At 53.4% G+C, this 16,432-nt stretch carries 10 protein-coding genes, 2 tRNA genes and 2 rRNA genes; 4 read left to right on the forward strand and 10 right to left on the reverse strand.

Annotation, left to right across the window (positions count from 1 at the left end; all coding sequences use genetic code 11):
• Nucleotides 1-169: 169 nt before the first annotated feature.
• A complete protein-coding gene (locus tag ACMHXI_RS11900) occupies nt 170-2,704 on the forward strand; it encodes a penicillin-binding protein 1A (RefSeq protein WP_413735023.1) in 2,535 nt (844 codons plus the stop codon).
• Nucleotides 2,705-2,788: 84 nt separating this feature from the next.
• Here the strand turns inward: ACMHXI_RS11900 and argH are convergent, their stop codons facing one another.
• The 5 genes from argH to argC form a co-directional block, all read right to left on the reverse strand.
• Nucleotides 2,789-4,156 carry an argininosuccinate lyase gene (gene argH, locus ACMHXI_RS11905; RefSeq protein WP_413735025.1) on the reverse strand — a complete coding sequence of 456 codons (1,368 nt, stop codon included), beginning with the start codon at nt 4,154-4,156 and terminating at the stop codon, nt 2,789-2,791.
• Nucleotides 4,157-4,221: 65 nt separating this feature from the next.
• On the reverse strand, nt 4,222-5,445 hold the full coding sequence (locus tag ACMHXI_RS11910) for an argininosuccinate synthase (RefSeq protein WP_025889296.1): 1,224 nt from the start codon (nt 5,443-5,445) through the stop codon (nt 4,222-4,224).
• Between the two features lie 34 nt (nt 5,446-5,479).
• The gene (locus tag ACMHXI_RS11915; RefSeq protein ID WP_413735027.1) at nt 5,480-6,385 is read right to left on the reverse strand and encodes an ornithine carbamoyltransferase; all 906 of its coding nucleotides are present in this window, start codon (nt 6,383-6,385) and stop codon (nt 5,480-5,482) included.
• Between the two features lie 11 nt (nt 6,386-6,396).
• The gene (argB, locus tag ACMHXI_RS11920; protein WP_025011587.1) at nt 6,397-7,179 is read right to left on the reverse strand and encodes an acetylglutamate kinase; all 783 of its coding nucleotides are present in this window, start codon (nt 7,177-7,179) and stop codon (nt 6,397-6,399) included.
• Between the two features lie 33 nt (nt 7,180-7,212).
• Entirely contained in the window at nt 7,213-8,193 is a 981-nt protein-coding gene (gene argC, locus ACMHXI_RS11925; protein WP_144191256.1) for an N-acetyl-gamma-glutamyl-phosphate reductase, read from the reverse strand.
• 264 nt (nt 8,194-8,457) lie between these two features.
• On the opposite strand from argC, the gene argE reads away from it, so the two are divergent.
• The 3 genes from argE to ACMHXI_RS11940 all read left to right on the forward strand — a co-directional run bounded on the left by argE (nt 8,458) and on the right by ACMHXI_RS11940 (nt 12,926).
• On the forward strand, nt 8,458-9,609 hold the full coding sequence (argE, locus tag ACMHXI_RS11930; RefSeq protein ID WP_101058334.1) for an acetylornithine deacetylase: 1,152 nt from the start codon (nt 8,458-8,460) through the stop codon (nt 9,607-9,609).
• A gap of 144 nt (nt 9,610-9,753) precedes the next feature.
• Entirely contained in the window at nt 9,754-12,390 is a 2,637-nt protein-coding gene (ppc, locus tag ACMHXI_RS11935; protein WP_413735030.1) for a phosphoenolpyruvate carboxylase, read from the forward strand.
• A complete protein-coding gene (locus ACMHXI_RS11940; RefSeq protein WP_025011585.1) occupies nt 12,387-12,926 on the forward strand; it encodes a DUF1439 domain-containing protein in 540 nt (179 codons plus the stop codon). Before ppc ends, ACMHXI_RS11940 begins: the two co-directional genes overlap by 4 nt.
• An 86-nt stretch (nt 12,927-13,012) precedes the next feature.
• Here ACMHXI_RS11940 and ACMHXI_RS11945 read toward each other — a convergent pair whose 3' ends face one another.
• The 5 genes from ACMHXI_RS11945 to ACMHXI_RS11965 form a co-directional block, all read right to left on the reverse strand.
• Nucleotides 13,013-14,287 (reverse strand): CinA family nicotinamide mononucleotide deamidase-related protein, encoded by a 1,275-nt coding sequence (locus ACMHXI_RS11945; RefSeq protein WP_044733472.1) that lies wholly within the window; start codon nt 14,285-14,287, stop codon nt 13,013-13,015.
• Nucleotides 14,288-14,551: 264 nt separating this feature from the next.
• Nucleotides 14,552-14,628, reverse strand: a tRNA-Asp gene (locus tag ACMHXI_RS11950).
• Nucleotides 14,629-14,665: 37 nt separating this feature from the next.
• Nucleotides 14,666-14,781, reverse strand: a 5S ribosomal RNA gene (rrf, locus tag ACMHXI_RS11955).
• Between the two features lie 116 nt (nt 14,782-14,897).
• Nucleotides 14,898-14,973: transfer RNA gene (locus ACMHXI_RS11960), tRNA-Val, on the reverse strand.
• A gap of 91 nt (nt 14,974-15,064) precedes the next feature.
• Nucleotides 15,065-16,432, reverse strand: a 23S ribosomal RNA gene (locus tag ACMHXI_RS11965); the annotation flags it as partial.

Genomic DNA, 16,432 nt, shown 5'->3' on the forward strand with positions numbered 1-16,432 from the left:
TTTGTTATTGTTAGGTTTTAGATTAGCACATTTTCAAATTGTTACGCCCCTTTGTATAAAATGTTTGAGCACATTACAACGGCTAATTTTTTGACGCTGCCTTTTTGCTTCACCCTGCACAAAACGCCTTATATACTATTGTGCCCGCAGCAAGTTTTGGAATAATCTCGTGAAGTGGTTAAAACGTATACTCATAGCTCTATTCAGTCTGGCCCTTCTTGGGGTTGCAGCTATCGTTGGAGCCTACTTCTACGTCCTGCCCGAACTCCCGGATGTCGCTACACTCAAGACAGTTCAACTGCAAACGCCACTGAGGGTGTACTCCAGTGACGGCAAACTGATCTCGCAATTCGGTGAAAAACGCAGGATCCCGCTGGAGTTGGCCGATGTGCCCAAACCACTATTGCAGGCCTTCCTGGCAACCGAAGATTCACGCTTTTATGAGCATAAAGGTATCGACCCCATAGGTGTGGTGCGCGCCGCATTGGTTATGCTGGCCACCGGCGAGAAAAAGCAGGGTGCCAGTACCATTACCATGCAGGTGGCCAGGAACTTCTTCCTGACTCGAGATAAGACAATTATTCGTAAAGTCAAAGAGATATTTATCTCTATCCACATAGAGCAGCTGCTAACCAAAGATGAAATTCTGGAGCTCTATGTCAACCGTATCTATCTTGGACAGCGTGCTTACGGGGTTGGCGCCGCGGCTCAAGTTTATTATGGCAAGGAAGTCAAAGACTTGACGCTTGCTGAAATGGCAGTTATCGCAGGTTTGCCAAAAGCCCCTTCAACACTCAACCCTATCACCTCCCCCAGCCGAGCTTTGACCCGTCGTAACCTGGTGCTCAACCGTATGCTGGAGGTCGGCTATATCACCCAGAGTGAATATAACGAAGCCAGTGCTCAACCTATTACCGCCAAATACCATGGCGCCGAAATCGATCTCTACGCCCCCTACATTTCAGAGATGGCCAGAGATTATATGGTGCAGAAATATGGTGAAGAGGAAGCCTATACCGGTGGGTACGATGTTTACACCAGCATAGACTCATCACTGCAGTTAAAAGCCCAGAAGGCACTGCGCAACAATGTCTACGCCTATGATGAACGCCATGGCTATCGAGGCCCTGAAGCGGTTCTATGGACAGACAAGCAGCCTGATGAGAACGAGTTGATTGCCACCCTGAAGAAAACTATGCCTATTCAGGAGCTCAGGCCAGCCGCCGTATTGCAAGTAGAGGAACAGCAAGCACAGGTGCTGCTCGCCTCGGGAGAAAAACTCACTCTGCCTTGGGATGGCCTCAAATGGGCCCGCAAGTTTATCAATGACAAACGCCAGAGTGCACCACCGAAGAAAGCCGAACAATTCCTGAAAGTGGGCGAGCAGATTTGGGTGCGTAACAACGGCGATATCTGGCAATTGGCTCAGGTGCCTCAGGTTGCCAGCGCCATAGTCTCGATAGATCCCAAAGATGGTGCAATTCAGGCTCTGGTCGGTGGTTACAGCTTCAGTCAGAGCCAGTACAACCGGGTAACTCAGGCCAAACGTCAGCTGGGCTCCAACATAAAGCCTTTCCTATATGCTACGGCGCTGGAGAAAGGCTATACCCTGGCGACACTGATCAACAATGCGCCGATCAACAAGCCCGACCTCAGCCAAGGTACGGCATGGCGCCCCAAAAACTCACCCGACGTATACGGCGGCCCCACCAGGCTACGTCTGGGACTGGCCCAGTCTATCAACGTAATGTCGGTGAGAACCCTACGCTATGTTGGACTGGATGCCGCCATCGACAAACTGGTGCAATTTGGTTTCGATGCCAAAGAGCTCAACCGCAACGAGTCTCTGGCGCTGGGTTCGCCATCGGCAACACCTTTGCAGGTGGTCACAGCCTTCTCGACCTTCGCCAACGGGGGTTATCTGGTTGAGCCTTACTTCATCAAACGGATCCAGAATGCTCAGGGCGAAATCCTTGAGCTGGCTCATCCTGCCCTGGCCTGCGACGCGCCACTTAAGCCTGAAGAAGATATGGCGGATAACGCGATAACCGATTTGACTATGCAACAGCCGCTGCAGCCCCTGGTTCAGGAAGATCCTTTCAGCTGTGATAGCCCAAGTGCCCGTCACGCCAAGCAAGTGATCAGCGAGCAGACCGCATTCCTGATCACCGATGCCCTCAAGAGTGTTATCTGGGGTGGCGGTAACTGGAGCAAGGGCACTGGCTGGAACGGTACCGCCTGGCGCGCCGCCAGAGTGGTCAAACGCCATGACATAGCCGGTAAAACGGGAACAACCAACGAATCGCGGGACACCTGGTTCAGTGGCTACAATCCCAAGCTTGCCACCACCGTCTGGGTCGGCTTCGATGACCATGGCCGTGAGCTGGGACGTACCGCCTGGAATGCCAGCGGCGCCAAAGATCAGATTTCAGGGGCCGAATCCGGTGCCAAGACCGCGGGCCCAGGCTGGAACGAGTTTATGCGCGATGCCCTGGAAGGAACGCCGGAAGAACCCAGCATTCCACCGGCTGGAATCGTTTCGGTGCGTATTGATTTGGATAGCGGCAAGCTGTCGCGTAAGACAGACTACACCAGCGACTTCGAGTACTTTATTCAGGGTACCGAACCCAAGGAGTACGCCACCGGCGCCGAAGATGACAGCGACATCTTTATCGAAACACCGCCGGAAGAGCTGTTCCAGTAACTGTCTGTTTAACACCGTCTGCTAAACATTAAAAAACGCGCCAATTGGCGCGTTTTTGTTTGGCTCGAATCCGAGGGATAGCTTCTATTTGGCCTGCTTGGCTGTCAGTGCGGCCTTGACCTGTTCCACCGCGGTACCACCGAGAATATTGCGCTTCGCCAAGCAGGAGTCTATACCCAGATGCGGATAAACATCCTCCGTTATGATGTCGGCATAGCTTTGCAAGACTTCAAGTGGCAAGGCTTCCAGCGGCTTACCCTCGGCAATGGCATGCAGCACCACTTCACCCACAACGTGATGCGCCTGCCTGAAGGGCATGCCTTTACCCACCAGATAGTCCGCTAACTCAGTGGCATTGGCGTATCCCTGTTGAGCTGCGGCCAACGCATTGGTTCGGTTAACCTTGACACCTTCAAGCACCAGAGCCGCCATTTTCAAGCACAGGCTCCAGCTGTCCATCACATCGAACAAGCCTTCCTTGTCTTCCTGCATATCCTTGTTGTAGGCGAGTGGCAGCGCCTTCATGGTGGTGAGGATCCCCATCAAGCTGCCGTATACCCTGCCAGCTTTACCGCGGATAAGCTCAAGCGCATCGGGGTTCTTCTTCTGCGGCATCAAGGAAGAGCCTGAGGTGACATTGTCGGCCAGCTCGATAAAGTTGGCTTCGCCGGAATTGAAGAAGATCATATCTTCGGCCATACGACTTAAGTGCATCATGCTGATAGAGGCATCGCTGCAGAGCTCTATGACATGGTCACGATCAGACACGCTGTCCAGGCTGTTGAGGGTAGCAGAGGCAAAGCCCAGGCTGGCCGCCAGCGCCTGACGGTCGATGGCATAAGCTGTACCCGCCAAGGCGCCACAACCCAGAGGGCAGGTGTTGAGGCGATTCAGTGCATCCTGCAAGCGGCTAATATCCCGCTCAAACATTTCCACATAAGCCAAAGCCCAATGGCCAAAGGTCACGGGTTGCGCCCGCTGCAGATGGGTATATCCCGGCATCACGGCATCCAACTCACGCTCGGCCAAGGCCAGCAGCCCCTGTTTGACTTCAATCAACAGACTCTGCAGGTGTGCGCCTTCCTGTTTGCACCACAGCTTGAGATCGGTCGCCACCTGGTCATTGCGCGAACGGCCGGTGTGCAGCTTCTTACCCAAGTCACCCACCTTGGCGATCAGCTGTGATTCCACAAAACTGTGAATATCTTCGGCGCCGGAAGCGATGATCTGCTCCGGCGTATCTTTAACTTCTGCAAGCAACTCAGCCAGCGCCTGAGTCAGGGTCTGGCATTCCTCCTGGGTTAACACGCCGGCCTGGGTTATCGCCTCAGCCCAGGCGACTGAGCCCTGGATATCCTGCTCCAGTAAACGGAAATCCACCGGCAGGGAATCGTTGAAGAGCTTGAAAAGTTCGCTGCTTTGGCCGCTGAATCTGCCACCCCATAAAGCCATGATAAGGTCCTCTTTCTCGGGCATAAAAACTAAGGGGCGCCAATGCGCCCCTAATATACTGACGCTTACTTGCTGTTGAGCGCGCGGATACGGCTCGCCAATGAGTAAAGACGGATAAAGCCTTCGGCGTGTTTCTGATCGTAAACCGTGTCTTCACCGAAGGTGGCAAACGCCTCGGAATACAGGCTGTTGGGAGAACGTTTCTTCACGGCAACCGCCTGGCCCTTGAAGAGTTTGATCACCACTTCGCCGTTAATGTCCTGGGCCAGTGCCTCGGATGCCGCTAACAGCGAGTTGCACAGAGGTGTAAACCAACGGCCATCATAGACCAGATGTGCCATCTGAGCGGCGACCTGTTCCCGCCAGTTACGGCTGGTCTTGTCGAGCACCAACTCCTCAACCGCTCTCAGAGCAGCAAACATGACAGTGCCGCCCGGTGTTTCATAACAGCCACGGGACTTCATCCCCACCAGCCGGTTTTCAGTGATATCGATACGGCCAACACCGTGCGCGGCAGCAATCTGGTTCAGCTTCATCAGCGCCGCATAGGGGCTCAGGGCTTCACCGTTGACTTCAGTCACCCGGCAGTTTTCCACTTTCAGGCTGACATACTCAGGCTCATCTGGCGCATCCAGCGGATCGACTGTCATGGTCCACACCTCTTTGCTGGGCTCATTCCAGGGATCTTCCAGTTCCCCACCTTCGTGGGAGATATGCCAGGCGTTGGCGTCGCGGCTATAGATCTTGGTGGCCGAAGCCGAGGTCTTGATGTTGCGCTCGGCCAGGTAAGCCAGCAGATCTTCACGGCTCTCCATGGTCCACTCACGCCAAGGGGCAATCACTTTCAGATCCGGCGCCAGTGCGGCAAAACAGCCTTCGAAACGCACCTGATCATTACCCTTGCCGGTACAACCATGACACAGGGCGTCGGCGCCGACCTTACGGGCCACTTCCACCTGAGCCTTGGCGATGATGGGTCTGGCCATGGAGGTGCCCAACAGATAGGTTCCCTCGTAGATGGCACCGGTTGCTATGGTGGGATAGATGTAGTCTTTAACAAACTCTTCTTTCAAATCAACAATATGACATTCACTGGCGCCGGAAGCCAACGCCTTTTCTGTCAAACCTTCGAGTTCGGCTTCCCCTTGTCCAACATCGGCACAAAAGGCAACGATCTCACAGTTGTTATAGTTCTCTTTCAGCCAGGGAATAATGGCCGAGGTATCCAGGCCGCCGGAGTAGGCCAGAACAACTTTTTTCACATCTGTGTTTTTCTGTGCAATAGACATCTTAATTTTCCTAGATTCAACTGGCCCTTGGCCATCAGCTCAAAAGTGTTACCAGAACGGCATTCTGCGCGTGCATGCGGTTTTCTGCCTGTTGCAGGATCAGAGAACCTTTGCCATCCATCACCTCATCTGTCACTTCTACCCCTCTGTGAGCGGGTAAACAATGCATAAAATACTTCACCTTATGCTGATCCATCAGCGGCTGATTGATCTGATAAGGATTAAATTTTGTTTCAATATCAGAAAGTTCTGTTTGATCGCCCATGGAAATCCAAGTATCAGTGTAGACGGCATCCTGACCTTCCAGGGCGGCGATGTCCGAAGTCAATACCAGGCTGCCTCCATTCTCTGCCGCCAGTTGCTGTACTTCATTGACAATCAGACCATCGGGGAAATGCCCTTCGGGGCAGATAACCGTCATGCTGGCACCCAGAATAGCAGCGCCTATCATCAATGAATGGGTCACGTTGTTGCCATCACCCACATAGGCCAATTTCACCTTGCTCAAGTCACCGAGCTGCTCTGACAGGGTCAGAAAATCCGCCAGGGCCTGACAAGGGTGGTACAAGTCCGACAGCGCATTGATCACAGGTACAGTGCCGAACTCGGCCAGGCCTTCTATGGTCTTGTGGCTGAAAGTCCGTGCCACTATGGCGTCGGCCCAGCAGGAAAGGTTACCGGCGAAATCGGCAACAGATTCGCGCTTGCCCAAAGCACCATTTTGTTGATCCAAATAAAGACAGTGACCACCCAGCTTATGGATACCGATATCGAAACTGACCCTGGTACGCAGGGAAGGTTTTTCAAACAGCATCACTACGCTCTTGCCCGCAAGCGCGTGTCGGTAGTCTGCCGGATTGGCCTTGATCTTCTTGGCCAAGTCCAACAACGCCAGCAACTGGGATTGGGTGAGTTCTTTAATGGTCAACAGGTGCTTCATACTGCCTTCTCCTATGGTTTTATTTGCGTACCCACGGCTTCGCCCTGAGCCAATGCAGCCAGTTGCGCCGCATCTCTCCAGGAAGCAACCTGTACCGGCTGCCCCATGAGTTCTGCGACTTCCAACGCCGCCTCTACTTTGACTTTCATACCTTTCTCTATCACGCCCAATTTCACCAGGTCGTCGATTTCGCTACGATTAAGACTGGCGATCAACTGCCCCTTACCGTCCAATACTCCGGAAACATCGGAGAGCAGCACCAGCTTGCCCTGCACCAGCTTGGCCAGCACTGTGGCAGCCTGATCGGCATTGACGTTAAGCAGTTGCCCTTCGCTGGATACTGCAATGGAGCTGACAATGGGCATCCAACCCTGAGACAGGACGAAATTGATATAGCTGCCGTCTTTGGGGGAAACTTCACCCACCAGCCCCAAACGTTCATCTTTAATTACCGCATCGACCAAGTTGGCATCCGCCAGACTCATGCCAACGCTGGCGACACCAGCCTTGATGGCCGCCGCCTGCAGTATCTTGTTGGACATACCGGCCAGGGCGCCGGCGATGATCGGCATCTGCTCCGGCGGGGTGACCCGCAAGCCATCGAGCTTCACCGTATCCATGCCATTGGCCTTGAGCTGTTCATCCACCAGATAACCGCCACCATGAACCAGAACCACCTTCTGTCCCTGGGCCAGCATTTTCGCCGCCGTATCCATCAGCCTGGCCATTCCCATCTCACACTGCATCAGTGCGCCGCCAACTTTCAGAACCAACACCTTGTCTTTCGTGCTCATAGTGACAACTCTCTCTAACCGTTCCGGGAATCATTAGTATTTAAAGTGAATCTTTATGCATTGCAGCGCCTGACTGGCAGCGCCCTTCATCAGGTTGTCTATGGCACTGGCCACCACCAGATAATGGTTCTGTTCATCAAACTTCCACCCCAGATGACAATTGCCTGTGTGTACCACGTCATCCACCTTGGGAAATTGGTTCTGTTTTACGCTGACAATGCTCGAGCCATGGTAGATGCTGTAAGCCTCGGCAACGTCCTCAGTCCTGGTACCCGGCTTGAGCTGCAGCGTAATGGTGGCGAGAATGCCGCGTTTGAAGTTGCCAAGGTGCGGAGTAAAAATCACTTCCTGCCCCAGTTGGCTGGCGATTTCGGGCTGATGCCTGTGACCAAGCACACCGTAGGGCGTTAAACTCACTTCACAGAAACTGGTGTGCAGCTGCGCCTTGCGCCCGGCTCCGGTCACACCGCTAACGGCATTAATAACGGGGAAGGCATCTGTCATCAGTGACTTGAGCGGCTTAAGCGCCAACAGAGATGCCGTGGGATAACAACCGGGAACCGCAATCATCTTGCTGTTGGCAATGGCCTCAGCATTCCACTCGGCCAGGCCATAAACCGCCTGTGCCAATACTTCGGCTTGGTCATGCTCAAAGCCATACCACTTGGGGTAGTTTGCAGCATCGCTGAAACGATAAGCACCGCTCAAATCAAATACCGCCAGCCCCTGGGCATAAAACCAAGCTGCCAATTCCAGGCTTACCGAATGTTCGGTCGCCAGCGCCACGGCGTCGGCCTGTGCCACTATCTGCTGTTTGGCCTCTGGCGTTAACGGCTGCAACACTGCAGAGATATGTTGATATACAGGATAAAGCTCGGCCAGGCTTTTGCCCTTATCCAGACTATTTTCAGAGACATACAACCCTTGAATGCTTAACTCTGGCTCAGTTTGGATCAGGGCGGTTAACTGGGCACCTGTATATCCACTGGCCCCTATGATGGCGATATTTTTCATGGTTTCTAATTCTTCAAGCTAATCAAAAAAGGAAGGGCACAACGAAAGCCCGTGGCTCAGCGCCTAATGACAAGTTTATCGTCGCAGGGAGTTATTGCAGTTTTTGGTCTGAATCAAGCTCAAGGTCGAACTCAACATACTTAGTCTCACTGGATTTAGTCACCATGAAAGATGACACTGGCTTTAGCTGTTTGCTAGACTAACACAGCAATTTATTTATGCAATATATATGAATAGTTATTTTTAATGTTTTGCGGAATAGTCATGAAAAAACTGCCGGAACTCACAGAAAGCTTCAGTGCGCTTATCGCCTCGCCCTCCATCAGTGCCTTGGAGCCCGAGCAAGATCAATCCAATGCTGCCGTTATCGACTTGCTGGCCAACTGGTTTGCCGATTTGGGGTTGGAGTGCCGCCGCCAGCCGGTGTCCGGCAGTCGCAACAAACATAACCTGCTGGCCAACCTGGGCACTGGCCAAGGTGGCCTACTGCTGGCCGGGCACACAGACACAGTACCGTTCGATGAAGGCCGTTGGCAGCATGATCCCTTTCGGCTAACCGAAAAAGATAACCTTTGGTATGGCTTGGGAACTTGTGACATGAAGGGTTTCTTTGCCTTGATATTGGAGGCCTTGAAACAACTGCCGCTGACACAAATGAAGCGACCTCTCTATATTCTCGCCAGTGCCGATGAAGAAACCACAATGAATGGGGCCAAGGCCTTTGCCGCCAACGCTGCAATCAAGCCTGAATTTGCCATCATAGGCGAACCCACCAGCCTACGGCCGGTTTATATGCATAAAGGGCACATGGCTCAAGGCATTCGGGTAACGGGCCGCAGCGGCCACTCGTCAGATCCGGCCAAGGGACTCAATGCCATAGAAGTGATGCATCTGATCATAGGCCGACTACTTAAACTCAAGCAGCATTTGAGCGAACACTATCGCGAAGATGCCTTCAGTGTGCCTTACCCAACCATGAACTTTGGCCATGTCCACGGCGGCGATGCAGCCAACCGTATCTGTGGTTGCTGTGATCTGCATCTGGATATTCGCCCGCTTCCCGGTTTGGCTTTGACCGATCTGCAACTCATGCTGCAGCAGTATTTACAGCCGGTCTGCGAACAATTCCCAGGGTCAGTTTCCATCAGCGAACTCTATCCCGGCTCGGAGCCGTTTGCCGATGATAGAGACTCTCCCTGGAGCCAACTGGTCGCCAGCCTGGCGGGACAGGCACCTCAAGTGGTGAACTATGCCACCGAGGCGCCTTATATTCGGCAACTGGGGTGCCACACTCTGGTATTGGGACCCGGCAGCATAGAGCAGGCTCATCAACCGGATGAATATTTGGATACGGCGCAGATCAAACCTACGATAAACTTGCTGAAACAGCTTATTTATCATGCCTGTATAAAATAATGATCCAGCCCACAGCCACTGGAAACAACGTGAGGCAAATACCTCAGCGTATTGACCACAGGGCACAGTGCTGGTTATTGTGCTCTACTCAAGTCCGCCCGAAACGACGACTCTTTCTCACTATTCTTTGGAGCAATCAACACGATGGCAGATATGTATGCATCCTTAAGATCCAACGTCAGTATGCTTGGGCAGATCCTCGGCGACACCATGCGATCCGATCTGGGGGAGCCATTTCTCGATAAGGTGGAGCAGATCCGTCAACTGGCCAAGAGTTCCCGTCAGGGTGATGAAAGCGCCCGTCAGCAGATGTTGGAACTGCTGACGGCCTTGCCCGATGACGAACTGGTGCCGGTCACCAAAGCCTTTAACCAATTTCTCAACCTGGCGAATATCGCCGAGCAGTTTCATACCATCAGCCGCAACTGTGATGAACTGGTGTGTGTACCGGATCCCGTGGAGCAACTGCTCGGACGTATGCTGAACGGCCCGATAGATCAGAAGCAGATGCTGTCCTGTCTGAGGGAGATGAACATAGATCTGGTACTGACGGCACACCCGACCGAGATATCCCGCCGCACCCTGATCCAGAAGTACTCATCTGTGGTCGATTGTCTGACGGCTCTGGAAAACGATCAGCTCAGCGAGCGCGAGTTTAAGCAGATCAATTTGCGACTGCGGCAGCTGATCGCCCAGATTTGGCATACCAATGAGATCCGCCGCGAACGCCCGACGCCGGTAGATGAAGCCCGCTGGGGTTTGGCGACTATCGAAACCTCACTGTGGCAGGCGATTCCCGACTTTTTACGCCAGCTCAACGACCAGGTAGAAGAGCGCACCGGCAGCCAGCTACCGATTGATATCGCTCCGGTGCGATTCTCCAGCTGGATGGGTGGCGACCGTGACGGCAACCCCTTTGTTACCGCCAAGGTCACTCAGGAAGTATTGGATCGTAACCGCCATGCCGCCGCCAGACTCTATCTCAAAGATATCGTCTCTCTGGTTGGCGAATTGTCCATGGAAGAAGCCAACGAGGAGTTGAGCCAGTATACCAACGGCAGCTGTGAACCTTATCGTGACGTGCTCAGAGATCTGCGCCAAAAGCTGCGCAACACCATAGACTATCTCAATGCCCGCCTCGAAGGTCATCAGCCCGAAATCGATAGCCATAGCATCATCTGGCACCAGGACGACCTGAAAAAGCCGCTGCTGATGCTGTATCAAAGCCTGTGCGATTGCGGCATGAGCCTGATAGCCAATGGCTTGCTGCTGGATATGTTGCGTCGCTTGGCTTGCTTCGGCATTCATATGCTGAGGTTGGATATCCGCCAGGATGCAGAGCGCCATGCCAATGCCATTGCCGAGCTTACCCGCTACCTAGGAATGGGTGACTTCAACCATTGGGATGAGACAGAAAAGCAGGCATTCCTGCTCAGGGAACTGGCTAATCGCAGACCATTGATCCCGGTAAACTGGCAGCCATCAGACGAGGTGGCCGAGGTACTGGCAACCTGCCGCTTGATAGCCACTCAGCCTCAACAAGCGCTGGGCTCCTATGTGATATCCATGGCCAGCCAACCATCCGACGTGCTGGCGGTACTCTTGCTGCTCAAGGAAACCGGCTGTCACTATCCCATGCGGGTAGTGCCGCTGTTTGAGACCCTGGATGACCTCAACAATGCCGCCGATTGTATCTCTGCCCTGCTCGATATCGATTGGTATCTGGGTTACACCAAAGGCATGCAGGAAGTGATGATTGGCTATTCGGATTCGGCCAAGGATGCCGGAGTCATGGCCGCAGCCTGGGCACAATACCGGGCTCAGGAGCAACTGGTTGCGGTATGTAAGAAGGCCGGCGTCAAACTGACCCTATTCCACGGCCGTGGCGGTACTATCGGCCGTGGCGGCGGCCCGGCTCACCAGGCGATTCTGTCACAGCCTCCGGGCTCAGTTGACGGACGGATCCGGGTGACAGAGCAGGGAGAGATGATCCGCTTCAAGTTCGGTCTCCCCAAGTTGGCGGTGCAGTCACTGGCGCTTTACACATCGGCGGTGATGGAAGCCACTTTACTTCCACCTCCTGAGCCCAAACAGGAGTGGCGGCAATGCATGCAGCGACTGGCCGATGAGTCTGTACTGGCCTACCGCAGCATAGTCAGGGAAGAAGCTGACTTTGTTGCCTATTTCAGAGCAGCAACGCCTGAAGTAGAGCTGGGTAAACTGCCACTCGGCAGCCGACCGGCCAAACGCCGGGTGGATGGCGGTATCGAAAGCCTGCGCGCCATTCCCTGGATATTCGCCTGGTCACAGAACCGTTTGATGCTGCCGGCCTGGCTCGGTGCCGGTGAGGCTCTTGAAGCCGCGACCAAGCGAGGAGAGCTTTCTCTGCTACAGGAAATGGAACGCCAGTGGCCCTTCTTCAACACCCGTATCTCCATGCTGGAAATGGTGTATGCCAAGGCAGAACCCAACCTCGCCCGCTATTACGACACCTGCCTGGTGCCTGAAGATCTGCGTCATTTGGGGGAGGCCCTCAGGGAGAGGCTGCAACAGGGGATCCAGGCGGTACTCGAACTGACCCGCTCTGACAGCCTGATGTCGCATACTCCTTGGAACAGGGAATCGGTGCGGCTTCGCAACCCCTATATCGACCCGCTCAACTTCCTGCAGGCCGAGCTGTTGGCCCGAAGTCGCAAGGAACAGGAAACTTCGGAACAATTGCAACTGGCGCTGATGCTGACCATAGCCGGTGTCGCGGCGGGCATGAGGAATACAGGATGAGGCTGCCCCTACTGCTGTCTCTGTGGTTGATGCTGATGTTGGGCGGCTGTGTCAGCCAATACAGCATCAGCGAAGGACAGCTGGAATCCTATCTGAATAAAGAGCTGCAACTGGATATGCAAGACACCCAGGGGCCACTGGCAACAGAGATCCAGTTGAATCGGGTAACAGTCAAATTGGGGCACAAGCCGGATACCATGGCGGTGAAAGCCACCTCGGAACTGATACTCAGAACGCCGCTGTTTCCCCTGCGTGCCAGCCTGACAACAGAGTTTGAGGCCAAGCCTTGGTATGACAACCAAACCCATGGCGTCTATCTCCGTGGTTTGGAGTTGACCTCTGTCGAGTCCAATCCCAAGGATATTCAGCGGGCTTTGCAAGGTATTGCCCCACAGTTGATGGGCTTTATCCGCAACTTCCTCGAAAGTCAGCCGGTTTATGTTCTGGACCCCCAGGACAGCAACCAAGCGAGACTGGCCGATATGACCAAGAGCCTTCAGGTTAAACCAGGCAAGCTGGTGCTGGAGTTTAAATAATCGATATTCAGAGCACAAAAAAGACGCAGCCTTGGCTGCGTCTTTTTATTTAACCTATTACTGGTTTAACCTATTGCTGCCTTTGACTATTTGGCAAATCGACCAATAGAGGAGTAGTCAACAATAACCGCCTCGCCCAGCAACTCGCGACGCAGCATGTCATAGGCTACTGCGCTGCTGAGGCTGCGAACCAGCTCTCGAGAACGTCTTGGCAGCTGAATCATCTGGCTGTAACAACCTCCTTTGGTTGCCAAGGCTATGGCGACAGTACCGACAGGCTTCTCCTCTGTGCCACCATCAGGACCGGCAATACCACTGGTGGCCAGAGCATAGTCACTATCCAGTATCTCCCTGGCCCCCATCGCCATCTCCTCAACGGTGGCAATCGACACAGCGCCATGGTCATCCAGTGTTGAAGGTTGTACCCCAAGAATACGCACCTTACTCTCATTGCTGTAGGTCACCAACCCCTGATGTAAATAGGAAGAACTGCCAGGGAAAGCCACCAATTGGCTGGTCAACATACCTCCGGTACAGGACTCGGCCAGGCTAAGACTAAGGCCGGAATTCAACAACCTATGATGGATCTCTTCCGCCAGTGTCGCGCGATTTTCGGCAACAACCGCAGTGCCCAAAACCTGTCGCACATGATTGGTTACTCGGGGCAACAGTGCAATGGCCTTATCACCGCGGGCAAACAACTTGATCTCTATATGTGGCATAGAGGAGCGATAACCTACGGTGATCCCTGCTGGCAACTCCAATGCTTCCAGCTTATCGGCCAGCGTCGATTCGCCATGGCCCAGGGTCAACAGCTTATTCAATGCGACTTTTGCATCCAGGCCGAACTCCTGTTTGATAAAGGGCAGAAACTGCTCCTGAACCATATGTTTCAGCTCAAATGGCACCCCTGGAGTGAAATAGAGCCAGGCACGATTGAGTTTGACTCTAAAGCCACAGGCCGTGCCAACCGGATTATCGACCATGACGGCAGACTCAGGCAGTAAAGCCTGTTTCAGATTACTGGCCGGCATCTCTCTGTTGTTACGGCTGAACCAGGCCTCCATCTTGGCACGCCATTCGGCGTTCTCAACCAGAGGCTCACCCTTAGCCTTGGCCATAGCTTCGGCCGAGAGATCGTCGCTGGTTGGCCCCAAACCACCATTAACCAGAATGATATCGGCATGGAGACTACGCTCCTGAAATACGGCTATCAGATCTTCGAGTCTATCCCCCACTGTGACCCTGCGCTGCACCTCAATCCCATGCTCCATCATCACATTGGCAAACCAGGCGGCATTGGTATCTACTATCTGACCGGACAACACTTCCTCTCCGGTACAAATCATCTCTAACTTCATTCAAAGATCCCTTTGGCAAAAACTGCATATACGTTAAGTAACAGCTGGATGAATAGCAAGCACGGCTTGGAAGACACAAGAAAGGGAGAAACAGGGAGAGTGGAAAACCAGCATGACACGCAGTTTAGAGAGTTGTACGCACGTTAGTTTGCAGGGGCAGAAGTCGATTTGTCGCGGGGTAAAGTTCAACGCAGTTCTGGATAAAAAAGTCTGTGGATAAAAACGAAAAAAGCCTCATCTTTCGATGAGGCTTTCTCTTTAAGTTGGCGGAGCGGACGGGACTCGAACCCGCGACCCCCGGCGTGACAGGCCGGTATTCTAACCAACTGAACTACCGCTCCTTTAGTATCACGCCTTGGCGCACTACTAAAATTGGGCGTCTGGCGATGACCTACTCTCACATGGGGAGACCCCACACTACCATCGGCGCGATTGCGTTTCACTTCTGAGTTCGGGATGGGATCAGGTGGGACCACAATGCTATTGTCACCAGACATAAAATTGTATGGAACAAATTTTAAACGCGCTTTAGCGCGGCCCGCTAGGGTCAAATACAAGGATGTATTTGATAAATTCATTCCTAAATTCAGAAAGCTGTTGCTTTGAAATATGGTGGTCGCTACTGGGATCGAACCAGTGACCCCCTCCTTGTAAGGGAGGTGCTCTCCCGGCTGAGCTAAGCGACCGGTATTCTTGGCTGTGCTCTTTTCAGAGCCTGAGTTCAAACTTCAATCAAGTATCCGACTTCTTCAAGTCCGTAAAACCCATCTGGGTTGTATGGTTAAGCCTCTCGAGTCATTAGTACAGGTTAGCTCAACGCCTCGCAACGCTTACACACCCTGCCTATCAACGTCCTGGTCTCGAACGGCTCTTCAGAGGGCTCTAGGCCCTAGGGATGACTCATCTTGGGGCTCGCTTCCCGCTTAGATGCTTTCAGCGGTTATCGATTCCGAACGTAGCTACCGGGCAATGCCATTGGCATGACAACCCGAACACCAGCGGTTCGTCCACTCCGGTCCTCTCGTACTAGGAGCAGCTCCCCTCAATCATCCAACGCCCACGGCAGATAGGGACCGAACTGTCTCACGACGTTCTGAACCCAGCTCGCGTACCACTTTAAATGGCGAACAGCCATACCCTTGGGACCGACTTCAGCCCCAGGATGTGATGAGCCGACATCGAGGTGCCAAACACCGCCGTCGATATGAACTCTTGGGCGGTATCAGCCTGTTATCCCCGGAGTACCTTTTATCCGTTGAGCGATGGCCCTTCCATTCAGAACCACCGGATCACTATGACCTGCTTTCGCACCTGCTCGACGTGTCTGTCTCGCAGTTAAGCTGGCTTATGCCATTACACTAACCGTACGATGTCCGACCGTACTTAGCCAACCTTCGTGCTCCTCCGTTACTCTTTGGGAGGAGACCGCCCCAGTCAAACTACCCACCAGGCACTGTCCCTAACCCCGATTAGGGGCCCAGGTTAGAACATCAACACTACAAGGGTGGTATTTCAAGGTTGACTCCAACAAGACTGGCGTCTCATCTTCATAGTCTCCCACCTATCCTACACATGTAGGGTCAATGTTCAGTGCCAAGCTATAGTAAAGGTTCACGGGGTCTTTCCGTCTAGCCGCGGGTATACGGCATCTTCACCGCAATTTCAACTTCACTGAGTCTCGGCTGGAGACAGCGTGGCCATCATTACGCCATTCGTGCAGGTCGGAACTTACCCGACAAGGAATTTCGCTACCTTAGGACCGTTATAGTTACGGCCGCCGTTTACCGGGGCTTCGATCATGAGCTTCTCCGAAGATAACCCAATCAATTAACCTTCCGGCACCGGGCAGGCGTCACACCGTATACGTCATCTTGCGATTTTGCACAGTGCTGTGTTTTTGATAAACAGTTGCAGCCACCTGGTATCTGCGACTCCCGTCAGCTCTGAGAGCAAGTCTCGTCACCAACAGGAGCGTACCTTCTCCCGAAGTTACGGTACCATTTTGCCTAGTTCCTTCAGCCGAGTTCTCTCAAGCGCCTTGGTATTCTCTACCCGACCACCTGTGTCGGTTTGGGGTACGATTCCTGCTAACCTGAAGCTTAGAAGATTTTCCTGGAAGCATGGCATCAACCACTTCATCCCCTT

The organism is Shewanella sp. BJSY2023SW005 (genome assembly GCF_047314585.1).
GTDB classification, from domain to species: Bacteria; Pseudomonadota; Gammaproteobacteria; order Enterobacterales; family Shewanellaceae; genus Shewanella; species Shewanella algae.

Coding starts and splice junctions, on each gene's coding strand:
- argH (WP_413735025.1), bottom strand. CDS start 4,156: ATGGCTTTATGGGGTGGCAGATTCAGCGGCCAAAGCAGCGAACTTTTC.
- ACMHXI_RS11910 (WP_025889296.1), bottom strand. CDS start 5,445: ATGTCTATTGCACAGAAAAACACAGATGTGAAAAAAGTTGTTCTGGCC.
- ACMHXI_RS11915 (WP_413735027.1), bottom strand. CDS start 6,385: ATGAAGCACCTGTTGACCATTAAAGAACTCACCCAATCCCAGTTGCTG.
- argB (WP_025011587.1), bottom strand. CDS start 7,179: ATGAGCACGAAAGACAAGGTGTTGGTTCTGAAAGTTGGCGGCGCACTG.
- argC (WP_144191256.1), bottom strand. CDS start 8,193: ATGAAAAATATCGCCATCATAGGGGCCAGTGGATATACAGGTGCCCAG.
- argE (WP_101058334.1), top strand. CDS start 8,458: ATGAAAAAACTGCCGGAACTCACAGAAAGCTTCAGTGCGCTTATCGCC.
- ppc (WP_413735030.1), top strand. CDS start 9,754: ATGGCAGATATGTATGCATCCTTAAGATCCAACGTCAGTATGCTTGGG.
- ACMHXI_RS11940 (WP_025011585.1), top strand. CDS start 12,387: ATGAGGCTGCCCCTACTGCTGTCTCTGTGGTTGATGCTGATGTTGGGC.
- ACMHXI_RS11945 (WP_044733472.1), bottom strand. CDS start 14,287: ATGAAGTTAGAGATGATTTGTACCGGAGAGGAAGTGTTGTCCGGTCAG.